The sequence below is a fragment of the Amorphoplanes friuliensis DSM 7358 genome (genome assembly GCF_000494755.1).
Lineage (GTDB): Bacteria > Actinomycetota > Actinomycetes > Mycobacteriales > Micromonosporaceae > Actinoplanes > Actinoplanes friuliensis.
On record NC_022657.1, the window covers coordinates 7,068,149 to 7,086,541 of the forward strand.

Below are 18,393 nucleotides of genomic sequence, written 5' to 3' on the forward strand. Positions count from 1 at the left end.
CCCTCCCCCGTTGAAGATCCTCGGGCAGGGTACGCGATCTCACAGCCAGCCGCGCCGCTTCAGATAGAGGTAGAGCCCCGAGGCCGAGAACACGATGAGGCCGGTGCTCAACAGGAAACCCCAGAACTTCTCGTACCCCCAGTACGGCACGTTCTGCCCGAAGTACCCGGTCAGCGCGGTCGGCACGGCGATGATCGCAGCCCAGGCGGCCAGTTTGCGGGTGACGTCGTTGAGGGCGTTGCTCTGCTCGTTGAGATCGGCCTCGAGCAGCCCGTTGATGCGTTCGCGGGCACTGTCGATGGTCTCCGTGGCCCGCCGGGCATGGTCGTCGACGTCGCGGTAGTACGGCTCGAGGTTCTCGTCGACGAGCCTGGTGTCGGCGCGCATCACGTCGGCGATGAGGTCGGCCATCGGGGCGACCGGCCGACGCAGCGCGGCGATCGTCTTGCGCAGGGCGAAGCCGTACATCCGCACGCTGCGGGGTGCGCCGCCCTCCTCCAGGATGGTGTCCTCGGTCTTGTCCATCGCCACGTCGAGCTCTCGTGCGGCGGCGAACTGCCCGTCCACCACGACGTCGAGCAGGCCGTAGACCAGGAAGCCGACCCCGCCGGTCGCGCTGAGCGCGGCGTCGGCATCCCAGCGCCGGATCAGCCTGGTCAGGTCGACCTCCGACTTGCGGACGGTGATCAGCGCGCGTTCGGTGATGAACGCACTGATCTCACCCTTGTGCAGCACCGGGACGTCACCCTCGGTCTGCACGTGCACCGAGTAGACGTTCATGAAGAGGTGACCCGGATAGCGGTCGAGCTTGGGACGCTGGTGGTCGTGCACGGCGTCCTCGACGGCCAGCGGGTGCAGGTTGAACTCCGCCGCGACCGACCGGAGGTCACTCTCCTCCGGGTCGAAGAGGTCGAGCCACAGCACCGCCTTGGGATGCTCGGCGAGCTGGTCGGAGATCTCGTGTGCGCCGAAACCTTCGGCCACCACGGCGCCACCCTCGTAGAGGCGCGTCATGGTGGGGCAGCCAGGGGCAGAAGTGTCCGTCACAACAGATCACTATGCCCCTGGCCGCCCCGGCCGTGTCAGCCGTGGGTGACGTTCAGGACGTAGAACTTGACCTTCGCGCCGTTCGTGGTGCTGTCGGACGAGGACTGGTTGTACGAACCGGCCTTGAAGTACATGCCGTACGGGTTGAACGAGGACGGGATCGAGTAGCTGGTCGTGCTCCCGTTCACGGTCAGGTTGATCTTGTTACCGCCGGAGACCGCGATGGTGTAGCTCCACTTGGTGCCCAGCGGCACGTTGCCCACCTTGTGCAGGGTCTGGCCACCGTCGGGCGAGTTCTCCGTACCGAGGTAGATGTCGCCGTTGGGCCGGTAGTAGAGCTCGACCAGCGGCTTGGTCGACGGACCGCCGGAGCCCAGGTGGATCTGCCCGACGCAGACGTTCTTGGTGACGTTCGGGATCCGCAGGGTGGCGTTGAGCTTGTGCGAGCCGGCGAGCTTCCAGTCCGCGGCGCTGCCGTTGGCGTTCATCTCCCGCAGCTCGGACCGCGCGTACTTCGAGTTCGGCGTGGTGACACCCTTCTCGGGCGCCCAGAACGTCATCGAGCCGTCGGTCTTGTCGGTGAAGAAGTACGTCGGGTTGACGTATCCGTTGGCCCCCTTGAGCTGCGAGGACGGAATCGTGGTGGGCGAGCCCGGCGATCCGACCGGCAACTGCAGCTGCCAGATGCCGAGGTTGAAGTTGCCGCCCGGCGCGACCGCCGGGTTCAGGCCCGAGGACGGCGGCGGGGTGCTTCCGCCACCCGGCAGCGACCAGGCCTGGTTGGCGGTGCCGGTGCAGGACCAGATCTGCAGCTGGGTGCCGTTGGCCGAGCTCTGCCCGGTGGCGTCGAGACACTTGCCCGACCCGGTGTTGACCAGCGTGCCGGCCGACGCCGTCCACTTCTGGGCGGCCGAGCCGTTGCAGTCGTACAGCTGAACCTTCGCACCGTTGGCGGTGGACGCCGCGGCGACGTCCAGGCACTTGCCCAGAGCCTGAACGGTGTTGTCGGTGTTGCCGACCGTCCAGCTCTGGGCGCCGGAACCGTTGCAGTCGTAGAGCTGCACGGCCGTGCCGTTGGCCGAGCTGGCCGAGGCGACGTCGACACACTTGCCACCGAGACCGGTGATCGGCCCGGACGTGGCAGCAAGAGCGTTGGTGATACCGAGGACACCCAGGGTGCCCACGACAACACTGGTGGTGAGGACAGCGAGGAGTCGGGAACGGCGCTTCATACGGGGACCTTCCACTGCTCGGACGGAGGCGCCGGTGGGGGCAGACCGTAATAGGTAAGACGCTGAACAATTACATCCCCGTCAATGTCCTGTCAACGACTTCGGCAACAACTTCATCAAAGCTGTGAACAAGATCAGCCTGGCGGACGGCGGCGCGGGGACGGAGGATCGGATCAACGCCCGCGTCCCGGCGCCGGCTGGAACCGACGAGGAGAACCGCTGTGCCCGTACCGTCGTCACCGCTGCGCAAGCTGGGCTTTCTCACGATCGGCCTGTTCGATCCCGACGATCCCCGGGCCGGGCACGAGTCCACGCTGGAGATCATCCAGCTGGGTGAGCGGCTCGGTTTCGACAGCGCCTGGGTCCGGCACCGCCACCTGCAGCACGGCATCTCGTCGCCGGTTGCTGTCCTCGCCGCCGCCACGCAGCGCACCAGCCGGATCGAGCTGGGCACCGCGGTGATCCCGCTCGGCTGGGAAAATCCGCTGCGCCTGGCCGAGGATCTGGCCACCGTCGACATCCTCTCCGGCGGCCGGCTCAATCCGGGTGTCAGCGTCGGCCCGCCGATGCACTACGAGCAGGTCAAGAGCGCCCTGTACCCCGACACCGCCGACGCCGAGAACTTCAGTTACGACCGCGTGACCCGTCTGCTGACGGCCGTCCGCGGTGAGCCGGTCACGGACTTCAGCGGCATCGAGGGCTTTGAGGTCTTTTCCGACCGGGTGCAGCCGCACTCCCCCGGCCTGGGCCGCCGCCTCTGGTACGGCGGGGCGAGCCTGCGCTCGGCGCAGTGGGCCGGCGAGAACGGCATGAACTTCCTGACCAGCAGCGTCGTGAAGGCCGAGGAGTCCGAGAACTTCGCGGACATCCAGCTCTCCCACGTCCGGGCGTTCCGCGCCCACCACCCGGACGGTGACCGGGCCCGCGTCTCCCAGGGCCTGGTCGTCATCCCCACCGACAGTGCAACCGCCGAGCAGAAGGCCAAATACGAGGCGTACGCCCAGAAGCGCACCCCTCGCACCGCAACACCACAGGGACCGGCCCGCATGATGTTCGCGGCCGATCTGGTCGGCACGTCCGAGCAGATCGCCGAGCAGCTCTACGCCCACGCGGCCTTCCGGGAGATCGACGAGGTTGCGTTCGCCCTGCCGTTCACCTTCGACCACGACGACTACGTGCAGATCCTCACCGACATCGCCGGCCACCTCGGCCCCGCCCTCGGCTGGCGCCCCACCCCGGCGTGACAGGGAGCTCTACTTTGAGGACGTGGCCACGTTCGCCGCCCTCGTCCTGGGTCTCGGGATCTGCCTGCTGGTCGTCGCCGGCCTCGTGCAGCTGCTGATGCTGGGCGACCTCCACGCCGTCCGGACGATCCGCCGGACCACACCGTCCCCGGCCGCCTCCTGGCGCGCCGGCACCGGCCGGATCGCGGCCGAGGGCATCGTCGACGACGGCCCGGCGGGCCCCCAGTCCGGCCCGCTCAGCGCCGCACGCTGCAGCTGGTACCGCGTACGACTGGTGCGGGAGCCGAGCCGCAGCTGGTCGGACGAGGTCCACGAGGACGTGCTGCTCGACTTCTCCTCACCGGCACCGCCCACCTTCAGCGACCACTCCGGCCGCGTGGTCCTGGACCCCCGGCTGTTCGAGGACACGTCCGGCCCGGAGCCCCGGGTCACCGAGACGACCACCGTGGTCCACCGCTCCGCCGCACCGGCCGACCTGCCCCCGTTCGTCCCGCGCCCCCAGATCGACGACCTCCGGCGCGGGGAAAAACTCACCCTCACCGAGACCCGCATCCCGTACGCCCGTGAGGTTTATGCCCTGGCCCTGCCCGCCGGTGAGCCCCTGCTCCTGATGCCCAATCCCCAGGGCCTCACCGTCTTCACCACCGACACCCGCGAGCAAGTGCTCGCCGCCCGGCGCGACAGCATCGCCACCGCCCGCTGGATGACCCGCATCTTCGTCCTGGCCGGCCTGGCCCTCATCGTTATCTCGTCGGCCGCCCTGTGGACCTTCTTCTGAACGTGCCGCATCTCGCCGGCTGTCCGAGATCCGGCAGCCCTCGCGCTTCCCCGGGTCGATGGTGACGGAGCAACCGCCCTCCGGAGAGGAGGCGCCATGGTTCCGCTGCTGCCGCGCGCTGCTGTCACGCTGGTGCTCGGCCTCACCCCCGTTGCCCTCGGCGAGGAAGCTCCGCCGCCCGAGGGTGCCTTCGCCGTCGACCCCTCACGCCTGTACGGCGTGCCCGGCGATCAGATCTCGGTCGGCTTCAAGGACAAGGACCTCGAGGACCGCTGGACCATCCGGGGCTGCGAGGTCTGGTTCGAGCAACCATCCGGACCGGTGTCACGGTGCCCGGCCGGGCCGCTCTGGGAGGCGACCGTCACCGTGCCCGAGCCCGACCCGTCCGGTCGCACCGCCGCCCTGCACTGGCGGTTGTTGCTGATTGAGGCCGAGGAGGAGAAACCTCCGATCATCAATCTGGTCCCGGAGCCGGGCGAGCTCCCCGGGTCCAGGGACTTCACCATCCTCCGGTTCGATGTGGAGCCGGATCGCCCGGAGGCCGAGCCGGGAGGCACGGTCGGCCTCACCTTCGTCGCCGTGACGCCCGGACTGGAGATCATCGATTGCGGGATCTCGGCGCCGGGGCGCGACGCCGCCTGCGACGGTGTCTCCCGGCCGAAGCAGTTCGGGCAGGTGCCGATCCCGCGCGACCTCAAGGACGGTCAGGTCACCCTCGGGTGGAAACTCACCTACACGTTCCGGGAACAAGTGCTCGGTGAGGCAGACGGAACGATCAAACTGCCGGTCCGTGCGCCACCGCCGCCTCCACCCGAGTTCAGCGTCGTGCCCAGCTCGACCACCGCGAGCCCCGGACAGCCGCTCAGCGTCACCTTCCTCAGCCTGACACCCGGCGTCACCGTCGAAACCTGCGCCGTGGCCCTCGACGGTCGCGCTCCCTGCAGCGCCTCCGGCGTCGCGGTGGTCATCATTCCTCCGGGTACGCAACCAGGCGCCGAACTCCGACTGCCATGGGATCTGGTGTACTCCAGCACGCGCCCCGGCGAGCAGGGCCGCACGGCGGACGGCGTGGTCGAGGTGGACATCACCGTGATCGAGCGGCGGTTCGCGGTGACCGTGCAGCCCCGCGCTGCCGTCCCCGGTGGCGAGGTCACGCTCGCCTTCGAGTCGCTCGTCGAGGGCGTCGACATCGTGGACTGCATCGGCTTCTTCCCGCGCGATCCGGGTGGCCGGTGCCAGCGCTCCCCGGAACGGTGGCTCGCCCGCACCAGTGTGCCTGCGGACGCCGAGCCCGGTGCGTCCCTGCTCAGGTGGGGAGTCGCGTCACTCACCGCGGACGGCACACCCGGCGCGGACTCCGGCGTTGTCGCCTACCGGGTGCTGGCCCCGCCGACGCCGTCACGCACGACCGGCACGCCGCGTACCGATCCCCCGGACACGCCGTCGACGCCGGACGTCCCGGCGGCGCCCGACACGACTGCCCGGGTGCCGGTCCTGGTGGTGGTCACCGATCCGGAGTCGGCGGGCCCGGGCGAGGACGTGACGGTCACCGTTTCCGCCCTCGATCCCGGCGTCACCGTCACCGGCTGCACGGCGGGATTTGCGGGGCAGGCCGGCAGCGCCTGCGGGAAGTCCGGGGGCCGACGGTCGTCCACTGTGGTCGTACCGGAGGATGCGCGGCCCGGACGGCAGTCCTTGCGGTGGAGTGCGACGGCTCGGACGGACGCGGGAACCGCCGTCACCGACGCCGGGACGGTCACCTACCGGATCCTGGCCGGTGACGCTGTTGATGTTCCGGCGTTCTCGGTGCGGCCCGAGCCGCCGGCCGCCGAACCGGGCGGACGGGTGGCCGTTGCGCACCGGCCCCTGACGCAGGACGTGACCATCACCGGGTGCAGTGCCGGCTTCACCGAGACCACGATGGCGGCCTGCCACGAGACCGAGCGGGGCTGGGTCGCCGACGTGGCGGTGCCCGACGCCGCGCCACCCGGTGCCGGAACCGTGCTGTGGAAGGTCGCCTACACCCGCACCGGCGGGGAGGGCTCGACCGACGGACTGCTCTCGCTCGACGTGCTCGCCGCGCCGAAGCAGGAAGCCGCCGGCTTCTGGACGACAGCTCGCGGGATCGGCTGGCGGGTCGCCCTCGGCGCGGCGCTGCTGGTCGTGTTCGCCGGCGCGCGTCTCGGCGGCCGCCGGCTCATCGATCGACGCCGACGGCCCGCTGCCGGCGGCGAACCCGAGCTGCCGGACGGGGTCCGGGTTGTTCCCGTGCTGCCCGCGACGTGGCCGGCCGCGACCATCAGCGAACCGGATGCCGCCCCACGCCGCCTGATCCGGCTGACCCTGCGGGACCGCCGACCCGACATCCGCATCTCCGGGGAGTGACCATGACCGAAGAAGCCACCACCGTCCGGTCGATCTTCTTCGACAGTCCCGCCGACGCCGTGTCCGCCCTGGCGACGGCCGTGCGGTCCGGAGCGGCCGGGGACGGTGTCGTCGACGCGCTGGGCCGCATGCCGGACGCCGGCAAGAAGGCTGTGCTGTCGGAAGTGGGCAGCGCGGCGGCGGGCATCCTGGAGCTGGGTATGCAGGACATCTTCGGCCAGGCCTGGGGCAAGTACACCGCGTTGCGGCAGGCTGCGGTCGCGACCGCCGCCGACCCTGGCAGTGAGCAGATCGTCGAGCTGGCGAGCCACACGCTGTCGTTCGACCACCAGCCCGGTGTCGACGTCCACATCGGTGACCTGCCGCCCCTGCCGATCACCCTGCACATCCAGCTGACGATCCTGGTGCAGGGGCTGGTGGCCGTCGTCCGCGGCGGACGGCTCCTGCTCGTGCGCACCGGCTCTTGCGAGGCGACCGGCACGCTGACGATCGCCGGCCGCCAGGTGGCCGAACGCCAACTGGCAGTGGAGTTTCCCCTGTCCCTCAGCTTCCGGGACGGGATCCCGCTGGCGGAGCCTTCTGACCGATGACCGTCGGTGCGCGGTTCCACCAGAGGGCGAGGCCGACGCCGGTGAAGGCCAGGAGGGCGCCGGCCAGGACGAACCAGACGGTGACTTCCACGTCTTCCTTGTGGAGGCCGATCTCGCGGGGCAGGTCGGCGAGGACGTCGCTCAGCTCGTCGGCGGCCTCGGCGCGGAAGTAGCGCCCGCCGGTGACGTCCGCGACGTTGGTCAGGGCTTCCTCGTCGATCTCCTGGTTGCGGCCGCCGCCGAAGCCGCCACCGCCGCGGGGGCCCTGTCCGAAGAAGGAGTCGCTGCTGACCTGGTCGGCGGTGCAGATCATCTGGGCGGGCTGGGTGGTGCCGAAGCCGATCGTGAAGACGCGGATCTTGCGGGCGGCGGCCTGTTCGGCGGCGGTCGCCGGGTCGACGCCGGTCGTGTTGGAGCCGTCGGTGAGGACCACGATGGTGTCGGGCTGGTAGTCGGCGGTCGCTTCCGGGAGGCCGTCGCCGAGGTCGACGCCGGTGGCCGCGACCTGCGGGTTGCTTTCGGCGATGGCGTCGATGGAGGTCAGGATGGCCTGGCCGATCGCCGTGCCGCGGGCCGTCTTGAGGGTGTCGATGGCGTCGAGCAACGCTTTCTTGTCGGTGGTCGGCGGGACCAGCAGGCCCGCGATGCCGGAGAAGGCGACCAGGCCGATGCGGGTGCCGTCGTCGGTCTCGCGGATGAACTCGCGGGCCGCGTCGGTGGCGACGGCGAGCCGGTTCGGGGCGATGTCGGTGGTGCACATCGAGCCGGACACGTCGATCGCGAGCAGGATCGAGGTGTTGTTCGCGGGCACCGCCAGGGACGCCTGCGGACGGGCGAGGCCGCCGGCCAGGGCGAGCAGGCCCAGCAGGAAGAGGTAGACCGGGATGCGGCGCTTCCAGGAGCTGCGCCCGGGCAGGGCCGCGCGGATCAGCGCGACGCTGGAGACGGTGATCGCGGCCCGCTTGCGGCGCTTGTTCAGCCACCAGCGGGCGGCCAGGAGCAGCGGCACGGCGAGCAACGCCGCCAGGGCCCACGGCCAGTCGAACGACATCAGACGATCCTTCCGTGCCAGCGGAGGCTCAGCAGCGCACCGGCCAGGAGCAGCAGCAGCGCGGCACCGGCGAACGGCGCGGTCAGCTCGACCGGCTCCTTCTCGGTCGTCAGCCGCAGGTCGATCGACCTGGTGGTGTCGGCCAGCGCGGCGGCGTCACCGGCCGGGTGGTACGCACCCCCGGTCGTCTGCGCGACCGCGGTCAGCAGGGTCTCGTCCAGCGCGGTGCCGAGCTGGTACCCGTCGACCTCGACCGTGGCACCCTGGGCGGTGCCGATGCCGACGGTCTGGATGCGGACCCCGGCCGCGGCGGCGAGCTCGGCGGCGGCCTCCACGTCCGGTCCACCGGTCTCCTGCCCGTCGGAGAAGACCACGATCGTCGCCGAAGGCCAGTAGCCGAGGTCGGGCGGCGCTGCACCCTCGGCTGGCAGGCTGACGGGCTTACCGGTGATGGTGCCGAGCGCAACGAGGATGCCCTGCCCGAGCGAGGTGCCGCCGCTGGCGGAGAGCCGGCCGATGGCGGCGAGGGCAGCCGCGTGGTCGTCGGTCGGCGCCTGCGTCAGCAGCGCCTGCTCACCGAAGACCAGCACGCCGACGTCGACGGTGTCCGGCTGCTCCTCGACAAAGCCGGTCGCGGCGCTCTGGGCGGCGGCCAGGCGGGTCGGCGTCACGTCGTTCGCGGACATGCTGTTGGAGACGTCGAAGGCCAGGACCACCGTCCCGGAGACCCGCGGCACGGCGATCTCCGCCTGCGGGCGGGCCAGACCCACCAGCAGGATCGGCAGGGCGGCGAGCAACAGCACGTACGGCAGGTGGCGGCGCAGCCCCGCCCGGCGTGATCCACCGGCGGTCAGCACACCGAAGCCGGCCGCGGTCAGAGCGGCCGTGCGGCGCCGCTGCAGCACCACGTAACCGGCGATCACCGCCGCGGTGACCAGCGCCGCGGCCACGAGGACCAGGGGGTACAGGAAGGTCATCGGCGTCCCCGCCCGGAGTGCCGGACCATGTCGACGAGGGTGGCCAGAAGGTCCTGGTCGGTGGTCATGCGGTGGGCGTCGACACCGGCCCGGCGCATGCCCTCGGCGAGTTCCTCCTCGCGGGCGCCGACCTGCGCGGCGAGCCGGCCGCGCAGCAACGGGTCGCTGGTGTCGACGAGCAGCTGCTCGCCGGTCTCCGCGTCCTCGACCAGGATCACGCCGAGGTCGGGCAGCTCCAGCTCGGCCGGATCGACCACCCGGACCACGACCACCTCGTGGCGATGGGTGAGCATCGCCAGGGGACGGTCCCAGCCGGGGTCACCGATGAAGTCCGACATCACGAAGACCAGGCTGCGCCGGCGTGAGGTGGTGGAGGCGGCCAGCCGCAGCATGGCCGCCAGGTCGGTGGTCGCCCCGGCCCCGGTCGCTGCCGGTGCGCGCATCAGCTCCCGGGCGATCCGCAGGATCTGGTCGCGGCCGGACCGCGGCGGGATGATCTTGTTGCTGCCGTTGTCGTAGAGGATCGCGCCGACACGGTTGCCACCCTGCGCGAAGAGCCGCCCGAGACTGACGGCCAGCTCGGTCGCGACCGACTCCTTGCCCTGCCTGCCGTCCACCGCACGCCCGAAACGCATCGAGGCGGACCGGTCGATGATCAGCCAGGCGGTGAGCTCGCGGTCCTCGGCGTACTGGCGGACGAACGGCTCGTCGAGGCGGGCCGTGACGTTCCAGTCGATGTGCCGGACGTCGTCCTCCGGCGTGTACGCCCGCAGATCCGTGAAGTCGATGCCGGTGCCGTGCCACACCGTGCGGTAGGCACCCTGGAGACGCCCGTCGAGACGCCGGCCGAGCCGCCACTCCAAGCTCCGCAACAACCGGTCGGGGGCCGTCGTCATGCCTCAGCGACCCCGTCCGGCGGGCTCCGGGACCACCAGGTTCGCCACGATCTTCGACAGGATCAGGTCGGCGGTCACGTCGTCGGAGAGCGCCTCGTACGACAGCACCAGCCGGTGCCGCAGGACGTCCAGTGCCAGGTCGGTGAGGTCCTCGGGTACGGCGTAGTCCCGCCCGCGGATGTACGCGAGCGCCCGCGCGGCCAGCACCAGGCTGATCGACGACCGCGGGCTGGCGCCGAACGTCACGTACCGGGCCAGGTCGGTGAGGCCGACGCGGCCGGGATCGCGGCTGGCGTGGGCGAGCTGCACCGCGTAGTCGATCAGCGACGGGTCGACGTAGACCCGGTCGGCCTCCTGCTGCAGCCCGACGAGCGCCTCCGGGTCGATGATCCGCTGGATGACGGCCGCCGGGGTGAGCGCCCGCTCGACGACGACGAACTCCTCGGTCAGGCTCGGATAGCCGATGACGACCTTCATCATGAAACGGTCGATCTGCGCCTCGGGCAGCGGATAGGTGCCCTCGGACTCGATCGGGTTCTGGGTGGCCATCACCAGGAACGGGTTCGGCACCCGGTGCGTCTCGCGGCCGATGGTGACCTGGCGTTCCTGCATCACCTCGAGCAGCGCGCTCTGCACCTTGGCCGGCGCGCGGTTGATCTCGTCGGCGAGCAGCAGGTTGGTGAAGACCGGACCGAGCGACACCTGGAACTCGCCGGTCGGCTGGTGGTAGACCCGGGTGCCGATGATGTCCGCGGGCACCAGGTCGGGCGTGAACTGCACCCGGTGGAAGTCACCGCCGATCGCCTCGGCCAGCGACTTCACCGCGAGCGTCTTGGCCAGCCCCGGAACACCCTCGACCAGGATGTGCCCGCGGGCGAGCAGCGCCACGAGCATCCGTTCGAGCAGCACGTCCTGGCCCACGATGGTCTTCTTGACCTCGTAGAGGACCTTCTCGACCGGGCCGGCCGCGGCGGGCGTGGAGGTGTCGCTCCAGTTCATCTGTCCGTCCTCGTCAGTTGGTCCTGCCGGGTCACAGCGGTGGCACCTGCCCGTCACCCTCACCGGCTCCGAGCGCAGCACCGATCGGTACGGCAAAGCCGATGCCGATGAACGTGCCGGCGTCCGTCGGGTTCGCGAGCGCGATGACGATGCCCGCCACCTGCCCGCGGTTGTTGATGAGCGGCCCGCCCGAACTTCCCGGATTGACCGCCGCGTCGAACTGGATGAGCCCGGAGATGGCACCGGACCGGCCTTCGGACAGCGCCCGGTCGAGGCCGGAGACAACACCGGAGGTGGTGGTCGCGGTCAGTCCGAGCGGGTTGCCCATCGCCACCACGTCGTCGCCGACCGCCAGCCCGCCGCCGAGCACCGCAGGCACGAGCGTCTCGGGCAGCTTCGCCGGCGTGAGAGTGGCAATGTCCTGTTTGGGAGCCTTACTGGCCACGGTGGCGGCCGACTCCGTCCCGTCCGCGTAGCTGACCTTGACGGATCGGGCGCCGTCGACCACGTGCAGCGCGGTGAGGATGGTCCCGTCCCCGTTGGCGATCACCCCGGTGCCCGTCGCCGAGTCGGCCCTGGTCGCGCCGGTCGTCTCGATGCGGACCACCGAGGGCAGCAACGCCTGGTAGACCTCGGCCGGGGTCAGCGGTCCCGGCGACGCCGACGCACTGGGCACCGGGCGGGCGGCAGCAGGCGCCTCGGAACCGCCGTCACGCAGCAGCACCACCGCGGTGATCCCCACGGCCCAGAGGACCACGGCCCCGATCAGTGCCCTGCGCCACCAGCTCATGGGGCGCTGGGGAGGCTCAGCGGGCGGGTCACCCCGCACGACCACCTGACTGACCATCACCCGACTGTAGGAGCGTTTTCTCAAAATTGGCCGGGAGCCCGCTGTCCTCTCCCGTCCACGAGCAAAAAGACCATGACGTCAGGTGCGGTCGAGCAACCCGGCCAGAGCACGCGCCGTGCGATGCGTGAAGATCGCCCGCAGACTGACCCCAGCGTCGAGCCGCTCCCGGATCACCCCCTGCAGACGACCGGCCAGCAGCGAATGGCCGCCGAGCGCGAAAAAGTCGTCGTCGGCACCGACCCGGCCGACCTCCAGCACCTCGGCGAAACAGTCACAGAGCGCGGACTCGGTCACCGTGCCCGGCGCCCGGTAGGGCCGGTCACCCCGCAGTTCAGGGGCGGGCAGGGCCCGGCGGTCGAGGGTCCCGTCGGCAGCAAGCGGCAACTCCGGCACGACCATGATCGCGGCAGGCACCAGGTGCTCCGGCAACACCGACCTCACCCGAACCATGAGCAAACCGGCCAGCTCATCCCCGCCGGAACGACTCCCGGCTGCCCCGGGCGCGGTCGGCCCGGACACCAATTCGAGCTCCACCGGCCCGGCCGCCAAATCGGGCGAGACCGGCCCGGGCACTGCTCCGGCCGCGACTGGCCTGGGTGTTTGCCCGGGCATTGGTCCGGGCGCGGCCGGTCCGGGCATTGGTCCGGGCGCGGCTGGCCCGGGTGCTTGCCCGGGGATTGGTCCGGGCGCGACCGGTGCGGGGACGACATAGGCGACCAGGACCGTGCCGCCGGGGCCCGGTTTTGGCACCACCGCGCAGGCCAGCACCCCGGGGTCGGCGGCCAGCACGGCCTCTGTCTCACCCGGCTCGACCCGGAAACCGCGGATCTTCAGCTGATCGTCGGTCCGGCCCAGGAACACCAGATCACCGCCGACCATCAGCCGCACCAGGTCGCCGGTCCGGAACAGCCGCTCGCCGGGCGGTCCCACCGGATCCGCGACGAACCGCCCGGCGGTCAGCCCCGGCTGCCCGGCATAACCGCGCGCAAGCCCCGGACCGCCCAGATACAGCTCACCGACACCCCCTTCCGGTACGGGCCGGAGCGCACCGTCGAGCACCAGAGCCCGCGCGCCCGCCACCGGCACACCCAGCACCGGCGCCTCGGTGTCGCTCACCCGCGCGACCAGCGCGTCCACGGTGAACTCCGTCGGCCCGTAAGCGTTGAGCCCACGACCGGCAGCCACCCGCAACCGTCTCCACAACTCCGCCGGCGCCGCCTCCCCGCCAAACACCACCACACCGGGGCGGTGCTCACCGTCGAGCAGGCCGGCATCCAGCAGCACCCGCAGGTACGACGGCGGCACGTCGATCAGGTCGACCCGCGCCTCCCGCACCGCGCTGACCAGGGCGTAAGGGTCACGGTAGGTCTCCTCGGGCAGCAGGACGAGCTCGTGACCGGCGACCATCCAGAGCAGAGGGTCGAGCGCCGCGTCGACGGTGAAGGGCGCGGTGTGGCCGACGCGCAGCCGCGTCGCGGTCATGATGCCGGTGCGGTGGCTGCTCAGGAGGTTCGCGATTGCACCGTGGGTGACCGCGACCGCCCGAGGGCTGCCGGTCGAGCCGGACGTCGCGATCACGGAAGCAAGGTTCCGCGGGTCCGGCACGGGCCACGTGGACGGCGGTTCGGCCTCGGAAGCGACCGAGACGACCGGCACGGCAGCGAGCGCCAACGGCACACCACCTGTCGAGCTGACCGGAGGAGCCGCGACCACTGCACCCTCGCCGGCCAGGACCTCACCGCCCCAGGCATTGCCGGCCAGGACCTCCCCGACCCGCGCCTCCCCGGCCAGGGCATCGCCGGCCAGGATGAAGTCGGGTCGGGGTATGTGCGCGACGCGGGCCGGGTCGACGGGCGTCCAGGCGGCGCCGGTCCGGGCGACCGCGAGGAGACCGATCACGTATTCCGCTCCTCTCGGCAGCATCAGCGCCACCACCTTCTCCGGCCCGGCACCCGCAACGCGCAGGGCCGCCGCCAGCCGGTCCACCCGGCCGGTGAGCGCGGCGAAGGTCCAGCGGCGGTCACCGTCGTGGAGCGCGAGGGCGTCCGGAGTGGCCCGAACCTGCTGCGCGAACGCCTCCGCGAGTCCGGGCGGACGGACAGCGGGCGCCGGGCCGTGGCGGTGCCCGCCGGTACGCCGCGCCCGGGCCTGATCAGCCGACTCGTACTCCCCCGACCGCTGCCGGGGGACAACGCGGCGGCCGGTGAAGGCGGTGAGGTAATCCACGAAGCGGGGCAGGTGGGCCTCGACGTCCGAGCGGCTGTAGGCGCCGGCGTTGCCGTCGAGGTACAGGCCGAAACGGCTGCCTTCACGGCGTACCGAAAGGGTCAGATCCTCGACCGGCCCGGCCGTGACGTCGTGCAGCATGGTCTCGCCCGCGCCGAAGGTGAGACCGTGGTCGAAGTCACGGATGTTGACGCTCGGGCCGAAGAGGGCGGGCCCGGCACCGACCGCGCCGAGGTCCCGGGCCAGGTCCTCGCCGCGGTAACGCTGGTGCCGGACGACCTGGCGCAGTTCGGCGGCGACCGCGGCCATCAGGTCGGCCGGATCACGACCGGGCCGGACGGCGACGCGCAACGGCAGCAGGTTGGCGGCGTTTCCCGGCGTCCGCAGCAGCGGGCCGGAGCGGCCGGCCAGCGGCACACCGAGCCGCAGCTCACCGGCGCCGGTCAGCCGCGCGAGATAGCCGGCGAAGGCCGCCATGACCGCGGGCACCCAGGTGCGTCCCCGCAGTGTCTCGGCGACCGCGGCCGGCAGCTCGGCCGCGCTGCGGTGGAACGGCCCGAGCGGCGGGCCGATGCGACCTCCCAGCGTCGGAACGTCGTGCGCGCCCGCCATCCGCCCGAGCCAGAACTCCCGGTCCGCGCCGAAATCCGGTGACTCACGGTAGGCGGTCTCCGCATCGAGCAGCCCCCGGTACGGGGCGAACGGGCTCGGCCCCGGATCCGCACCCTGCAGCAGGGCGGTGTAAATGTGGGCCACCCGCCCGCAGACCAGTGGCACGCTGTAACCGTCGAGCACGAGGTGATGGCTGCGCACGAACCACCAGTGCCGCTCGTCGCCGACCCGCAGCAGCGCCACCTCGAGAAGCGGGTCGCGGGTCGGGTCACGCGGGACACCCAGCTCGGCCCGCATCCAGGCCCGGGCCGCCTCGGGACCGGTGAGGTCGAGCCGGGCGAGCGGCATCCGCACCTCGGGCGCGATGACCTGGGTGACCGGCTCGGTGGTGTCGTCGAACCGCACCCGGAATGCCGCCACCTCGGCCACCATCGCGCCGACGGCCCGCTCGAGCAGGTCCGCCTCGATGGGCCCGGGGAGTTCGGCATGACCGCCGATGTCGAACGCCGGGCTCGCCGGGTCCAGCCGCAGCGCATGCCAGACACCGAGCTGTGCTTGCGACAGCGGCAGTCGCACGGTCCCCCCGGATCCGGTTGCGGTCAGCTCAGCCAGTCGGTGAGCACCCGCAACGCCTCGCGGATCGCCGGTGTCGGGCAGTGCTCCTCCGCGGTGTGCGCCTGCAGCGGGTCACCGGGCCCGAAGTTGACCCCAGGAACCCCGAGACCGCTGAACCGCGCCAGGTCCGTCCATCCCAGCTTCGGAGCCGGGGTACGCCCGACAAGCGCGAGGAGCTCCTTGGCCGCCGGATTGTCCAGCCCCGGCCGCGCCCCGGCAGCCGCGTCGGTGACCTCGAGCTCGAACCCGGCGAAGTACTCCCGGAGGAACTGCTCGGCCTCGGCGACATCCCGGTCGGGCGCAAAACGGTGGTTGACGTAGAGGACACACTCGTCCGGGATCACGTTGCCGGCGACACCACCCTCGATGCGCACCGCGTTGAGCGCCTCCCGATATTGCAGACCCTCCACGATCGGCTGCCGCGGCTCGTACGCCCGCAGCCGGTCCAGGACCGCCCCGGCACCGTGAATGGCATTGACGCCCCGCCACGGCCGCGCCGCGTGCGCCGCAACGCCGGGCACGGTGATCTTGACGCGCATGGTCCCCTGGCAGCCGGCCTCCACGGTCGCGTCCGAGGGCTCACCCAGCACCGCGAAGTCACCGACCAGCCAGTCGGGGTGATTACGCACGAGCCGCCCGAGCCCGTTGAGCTTCGCGGCGACTTCCTCGTGGTCGTAGAAGACGTAGGTGATGTCGTACCGCGGCTCGGTCAGCTGCGCGGCCAGCGTCAGCATGACCGCGACCCCGCCCTTCATGTCGACGGTGCCCCGCCCCCGCAGCACCTCGTCGTCACCCGACCCGCTCAGCACGGTCGGCAGGTTGTCAGCGATCGGAACGGTGTCGAGGTGCCCGGCGAGGATCACCCGCGTGCCCCGCCCCAGCCGGGTCCGCGCCACCACCGCGTCGCCGTCCCGCAGCACCTCGAGATGCGCCAGCGGCCGCAGCGCCGCCTCGACCGCATCGGCGATGACCTTCTCGTCCCCACTGACCGACGGAATGTCACACAGCACCTGCGTCAGAGCGACAACGTCCCCACCAAGCTCAACCATGCCCAAAATCTTAGTCGAGCCCCCACCCCCACCACCGCCCGTGAACAGGCTCCCGCGCCGCGGAACAGATGGCGGTGCCTGCGACCGTCCAGCTCAGATATCTCCTTTGCGCAGCAACAGCCTGGAACGACACGTTCTTCAAGGACCCGGTCGTCACGGACGCCCTCGCCACCAACGGCGTACCGGAAGAAGATCGTGACTGGGACTGCCTGACCCACTGCTTCGCAGCCGCCCGGTCAGAGGATGCCACCACGAGCGCGCCCGGCAACCTACTCATGACCCGATACCAGCACCACACCTTCAGCGTCCTACCGGCTAACTGGCCCGGCATCTTCAGCGCAGTCCGGCCGTCGTGATCACCGCACACACAATGGGGCTGGAACGTAGCGGCGTGGCCGGTCTTCTTGCCATTGCAGGCTGACCCGAAATCGGCTTGATGCCCCGGGCCTGCGCTGGCAGCGTGGGCCCTCGTGGCTGAAGTCGAAACGCCGGACGGTGACGATTCCGAGCCACGACATCTTCCGACAGATCGGCCGCTGTCCTCGCCGCCGTTTCGTTGGTTCTTCATCGGCCGGTCGGTCTCCCTGGCCGGCAGTTTCATGTCGCCGGTCGCCCTCTCGTTCGGCGTCCTGGAGATCACCGGCAGCGGGGCCTGGCTGTCCGCGGTCCTCGCCGCCGCGGTGATCCCGATGGTCGCGACCATGCTGATCGGCGGCGGCATCGCCGATCGCTACCGCCGGGATTCCGTGCTTCGCCTGACCAGCCTCGGGGCCGGCATCACTCAGGCCGGCGTCGCCGTTGTCCTGCTCACCCACCAACGCCCCGCGCTGCTGCTCCCGCTGGCCGCTCTCAACGGCGTCTTTCAGGGACTGACCACACCAACGCTGCGGGGCATCCTCGCGAACCTGGTGTCCGGCCGTGCTCTGCAACAGGCGAGCTCGCAGCTGGCCTCCGCCGGCAATACCGCCCGCATTCTCGGGCCGAGCGCCGCCGGCTTCCTGACCGCCTCGGCCGGCGGCGGCTGGGCAATCGCCGCGGACGCTGCCACGTTCCTCGCTGCGGCCGCCTGCTTCGCCCGCATCTCCCTGCCCGGCCGACCACCACGAGCCGCGGACGACCCCTCGATGCTGAGCGCCTTGGCCGAAGGATGGAAATACTTCCGGACCCGGACGTGGATCTGGTCGGTGACACTCGCCTTCGCGATCTTCAACGCGACGACCATGGGGTTCTGGCAGGTCCTCGGCCCGGTGATCACGAACGACACCATCGGCCCCGGCGGCTGGGGCCTCGCACTGAGCGCCCGCGGCGTCGGGGCGCTGCTGGCCGGCCTGATCCTGGTGAAAATACCGATCATGCGGCGACCGATGACGCCGGCCTTGACCGCCATGGCCCTGGCGGCCCTCCCGCTCATTCTGCTCGGCGCGAGCTCGAACCTTGCCTGGCTCATGACGGCCACCTTCATCGCCGGCATCGTCGCCGAGTTCTTCACGTTCGTCTGGGTGACAGTGACCAACACTCACATCCCGGAACGCCTGCTCTCCCGGGTGGGCGCCCACGACGAGTTCTGGTCGTTCCTGTCCCTGCCCGTCGGCCAGATCTCCGCTTCCGCCCTCACGGAGGCGGTCGGCAGCACGACGGTCGCCTACGCCGGCGGCGGCATCGGAGCCGCGGCGATGCTGTTGACAGCCCTCGTCCCCTCACTCCGCCGCATCGAGATCAACAACAAGTGAGTACGGTGCGTGCCGCGCTCGAACTGCTCTGGTCGCAAGGGCGTACCAGCGGCGTGGTCGATCGGGTCGAGACATCGGCGACGACGAACAGTCTCGATACTGGAACGTCATG

15 protein-coding genes are annotated in these 18,393 nt (G+C 71.0%); 6 read left to right on the plus strand and 9 right to left on the minus strand.

The genetic code is table 11. The annotated features are described in order from the left end of the window. Positions 1 to 39: 39 nt before the first annotated feature. Positions 40 to 1,014, minus strand: a complete 975-nt coding sequence (locus AFR_RS32665; RefSeq protein WP_023561100.1) for a magnesium transporter CorA family protein — start codon at positions 1,012 to 1,014, stop codon at positions 40 to 42. Positions 1,015 to 1,082: 68 nt separating this feature from the next. Then, the gene (locus AFR_RS45505) at positions 1,083 to 2,279 is read right to left on the minus strand and encodes a polysaccharide lyase family 7 protein (protein ID WP_023561101.1); all 1,197 of its coding nucleotides are present in this window, start codon (positions 2,277 to 2,279) and stop codon (positions 1,083 to 1,085) included. 221 nt (positions 2,280 to 2,500) lie between these two features. Between AFR_RS45505 and AFR_RS32675 the strand changes: the two genes are divergently transcribed. The 4 genes from AFR_RS32675 to AFR_RS32690 all read left to right on the plus strand — a co-directional run bounded on the left by AFR_RS32675 (position 2,501) and on the right by AFR_RS32690 (position 7,276). Continuing rightward, positions 2,501 to 3,523: an LLM class flavin-dependent oxidoreductase gene (locus tag AFR_RS32675; RefSeq protein WP_023561102.1), complete on the plus strand. Its 1,023-nt coding sequence runs from the start codon at positions 2,501 to 2,503 to the stop codon at positions 3,521 to 3,523. Positions 3,524 to 3,545: 22 nt separating this feature from the next. Further along, positions 3,546 to 4,301, plus strand: a complete 756-nt coding sequence (locus tag AFR_RS32680; protein ID WP_023561103.1) for a hypothetical protein — start codon at positions 3,546 to 3,548, stop codon at positions 4,299 to 4,301. Positions 4,302 to 4,397: 96 nt separating this feature from the next. Beyond that, positions 4,398 to 6,686, plus strand: coding sequence for a hypothetical protein (locus AFR_RS46390; protein WP_023561104.1), 2,289 nt, complete (start codon positions 4,398 to 4,400; stop codon positions 6,684 to 6,686). 2 nt (positions 6,687 to 6,688) lie between these two features. After that, positions 6,689 to 7,276, plus strand: a complete 588-nt coding sequence (locus AFR_RS32690) for a hypothetical protein (protein ID WP_023561105.1) — start codon at positions 6,689 to 6,691, stop codon at positions 7,274 to 7,276. Here AFR_RS32690 and AFR_RS32695 read toward each other — a convergent pair. The 7 genes from AFR_RS32695 to dapE form a co-directional block, all read right to left on the minus strand. After that, positions 7,230 to 8,327, minus strand: a complete 1,098-nt coding sequence (locus AFR_RS32695; RefSeq protein ID WP_023561106.1) for a VWA domain-containing protein — start codon at positions 8,325 to 8,327, stop codon at positions 7,230 to 7,232. The genes AFR_RS32690 and AFR_RS32695 overlap by 47 nt on opposite strands. Beyond that, positions 8,327 to 9,304 carry a VWA domain-containing protein gene (locus AFR_RS32700; RefSeq protein ID WP_023561107.1) on the minus strand — a complete coding sequence of 326 codons (978 nt, stop codon included), beginning with the start codon at positions 9,302 to 9,304 and terminating at the stop codon, positions 8,327 to 8,329. The genes AFR_RS32695 and AFR_RS32700 overlap by 1 nt, the downstream gene beginning before the upstream one ends. Continuing rightward, the gene (locus tag AFR_RS32705) at positions 9,301 to 10,200 is read right to left on the minus strand and encodes a DUF58 domain-containing protein (RefSeq protein WP_041841318.1); all 900 of its coding nucleotides are present in this window, start codon (positions 10,198 to 10,200) and stop codon (positions 9,301 to 9,303) included. Before AFR_RS32705 ends, AFR_RS32700 begins: the two co-directional genes overlap by 4 nt. Before the next feature lie 3 nt (positions 10,201 to 10,203). Further along, positions 10,204 to 11,199, minus strand: coding sequence for an AAA family ATPase (locus tag AFR_RS32710; protein ID WP_023561109.1), 996 nt, complete (start codon positions 11,197 to 11,199; stop codon positions 10,204 to 10,206). A 31-nt stretch (positions 11,200 to 11,230) separates the two neighbouring features. Next, positions 11,231 to 12,046: a S1C family serine protease gene (locus tag AFR_RS32715; RefSeq protein ID WP_023561110.1), complete on the minus strand. Its 816-nt coding sequence runs from the start codon at positions 12,044 to 12,046 to the stop codon at positions 11,231 to 11,233. An 81-nt stretch (positions 12,047 to 12,127) separates the two neighbouring features. Then, complete coding sequence (locus AFR_RS32720; protein ID WP_023561111.1) at positions 12,128 to 15,463, minus strand: AMP-binding protein; 3,336 nt, start codon at positions 15,461 to 15,463, stop codon at positions 12,128 to 12,130. A gap of 23 nt (positions 15,464 to 15,486) precedes the next feature. Next, positions 15,487 to 16,551 carry a succinyl-diaminopimelate desuccinylase gene (gene dapE, locus AFR_RS32725; protein WP_023561112.1) on the minus strand — a complete coding sequence of 355 codons (1,065 nt, stop codon included), beginning with the start codon at positions 16,549 to 16,551 and terminating at the stop codon, positions 15,487 to 15,489. Positions 16,552 to 16,625: 74 nt separating this feature from the next. On the opposite strand from dapE, the gene AFR_RS32730 reads away from it, so the two are divergent. Both AFR_RS32730 and AFR_RS32735 read left to right on the plus strand, forming a co-directional pair. After that, complete coding sequence (locus AFR_RS32730) at positions 16,626 to 16,907, plus strand: hypothetical protein (RefSeq protein WP_148308131.1); 282 nt, start codon at positions 16,626 to 16,628, stop codon at positions 16,905 to 16,907. A 114-nt stretch (positions 16,908 to 17,021) separates the two neighbouring features. After that, positions 17,022 to 18,281, plus strand: a complete 1,260-nt coding sequence (locus tag AFR_RS32735) for an MFS transporter (protein WP_023561114.1) — start codon at positions 17,022 to 17,024, stop codon at positions 18,279 to 18,281. The last annotated feature ends 112 nt before the right edge of the window (positions 18,282 to 18,393 follow it).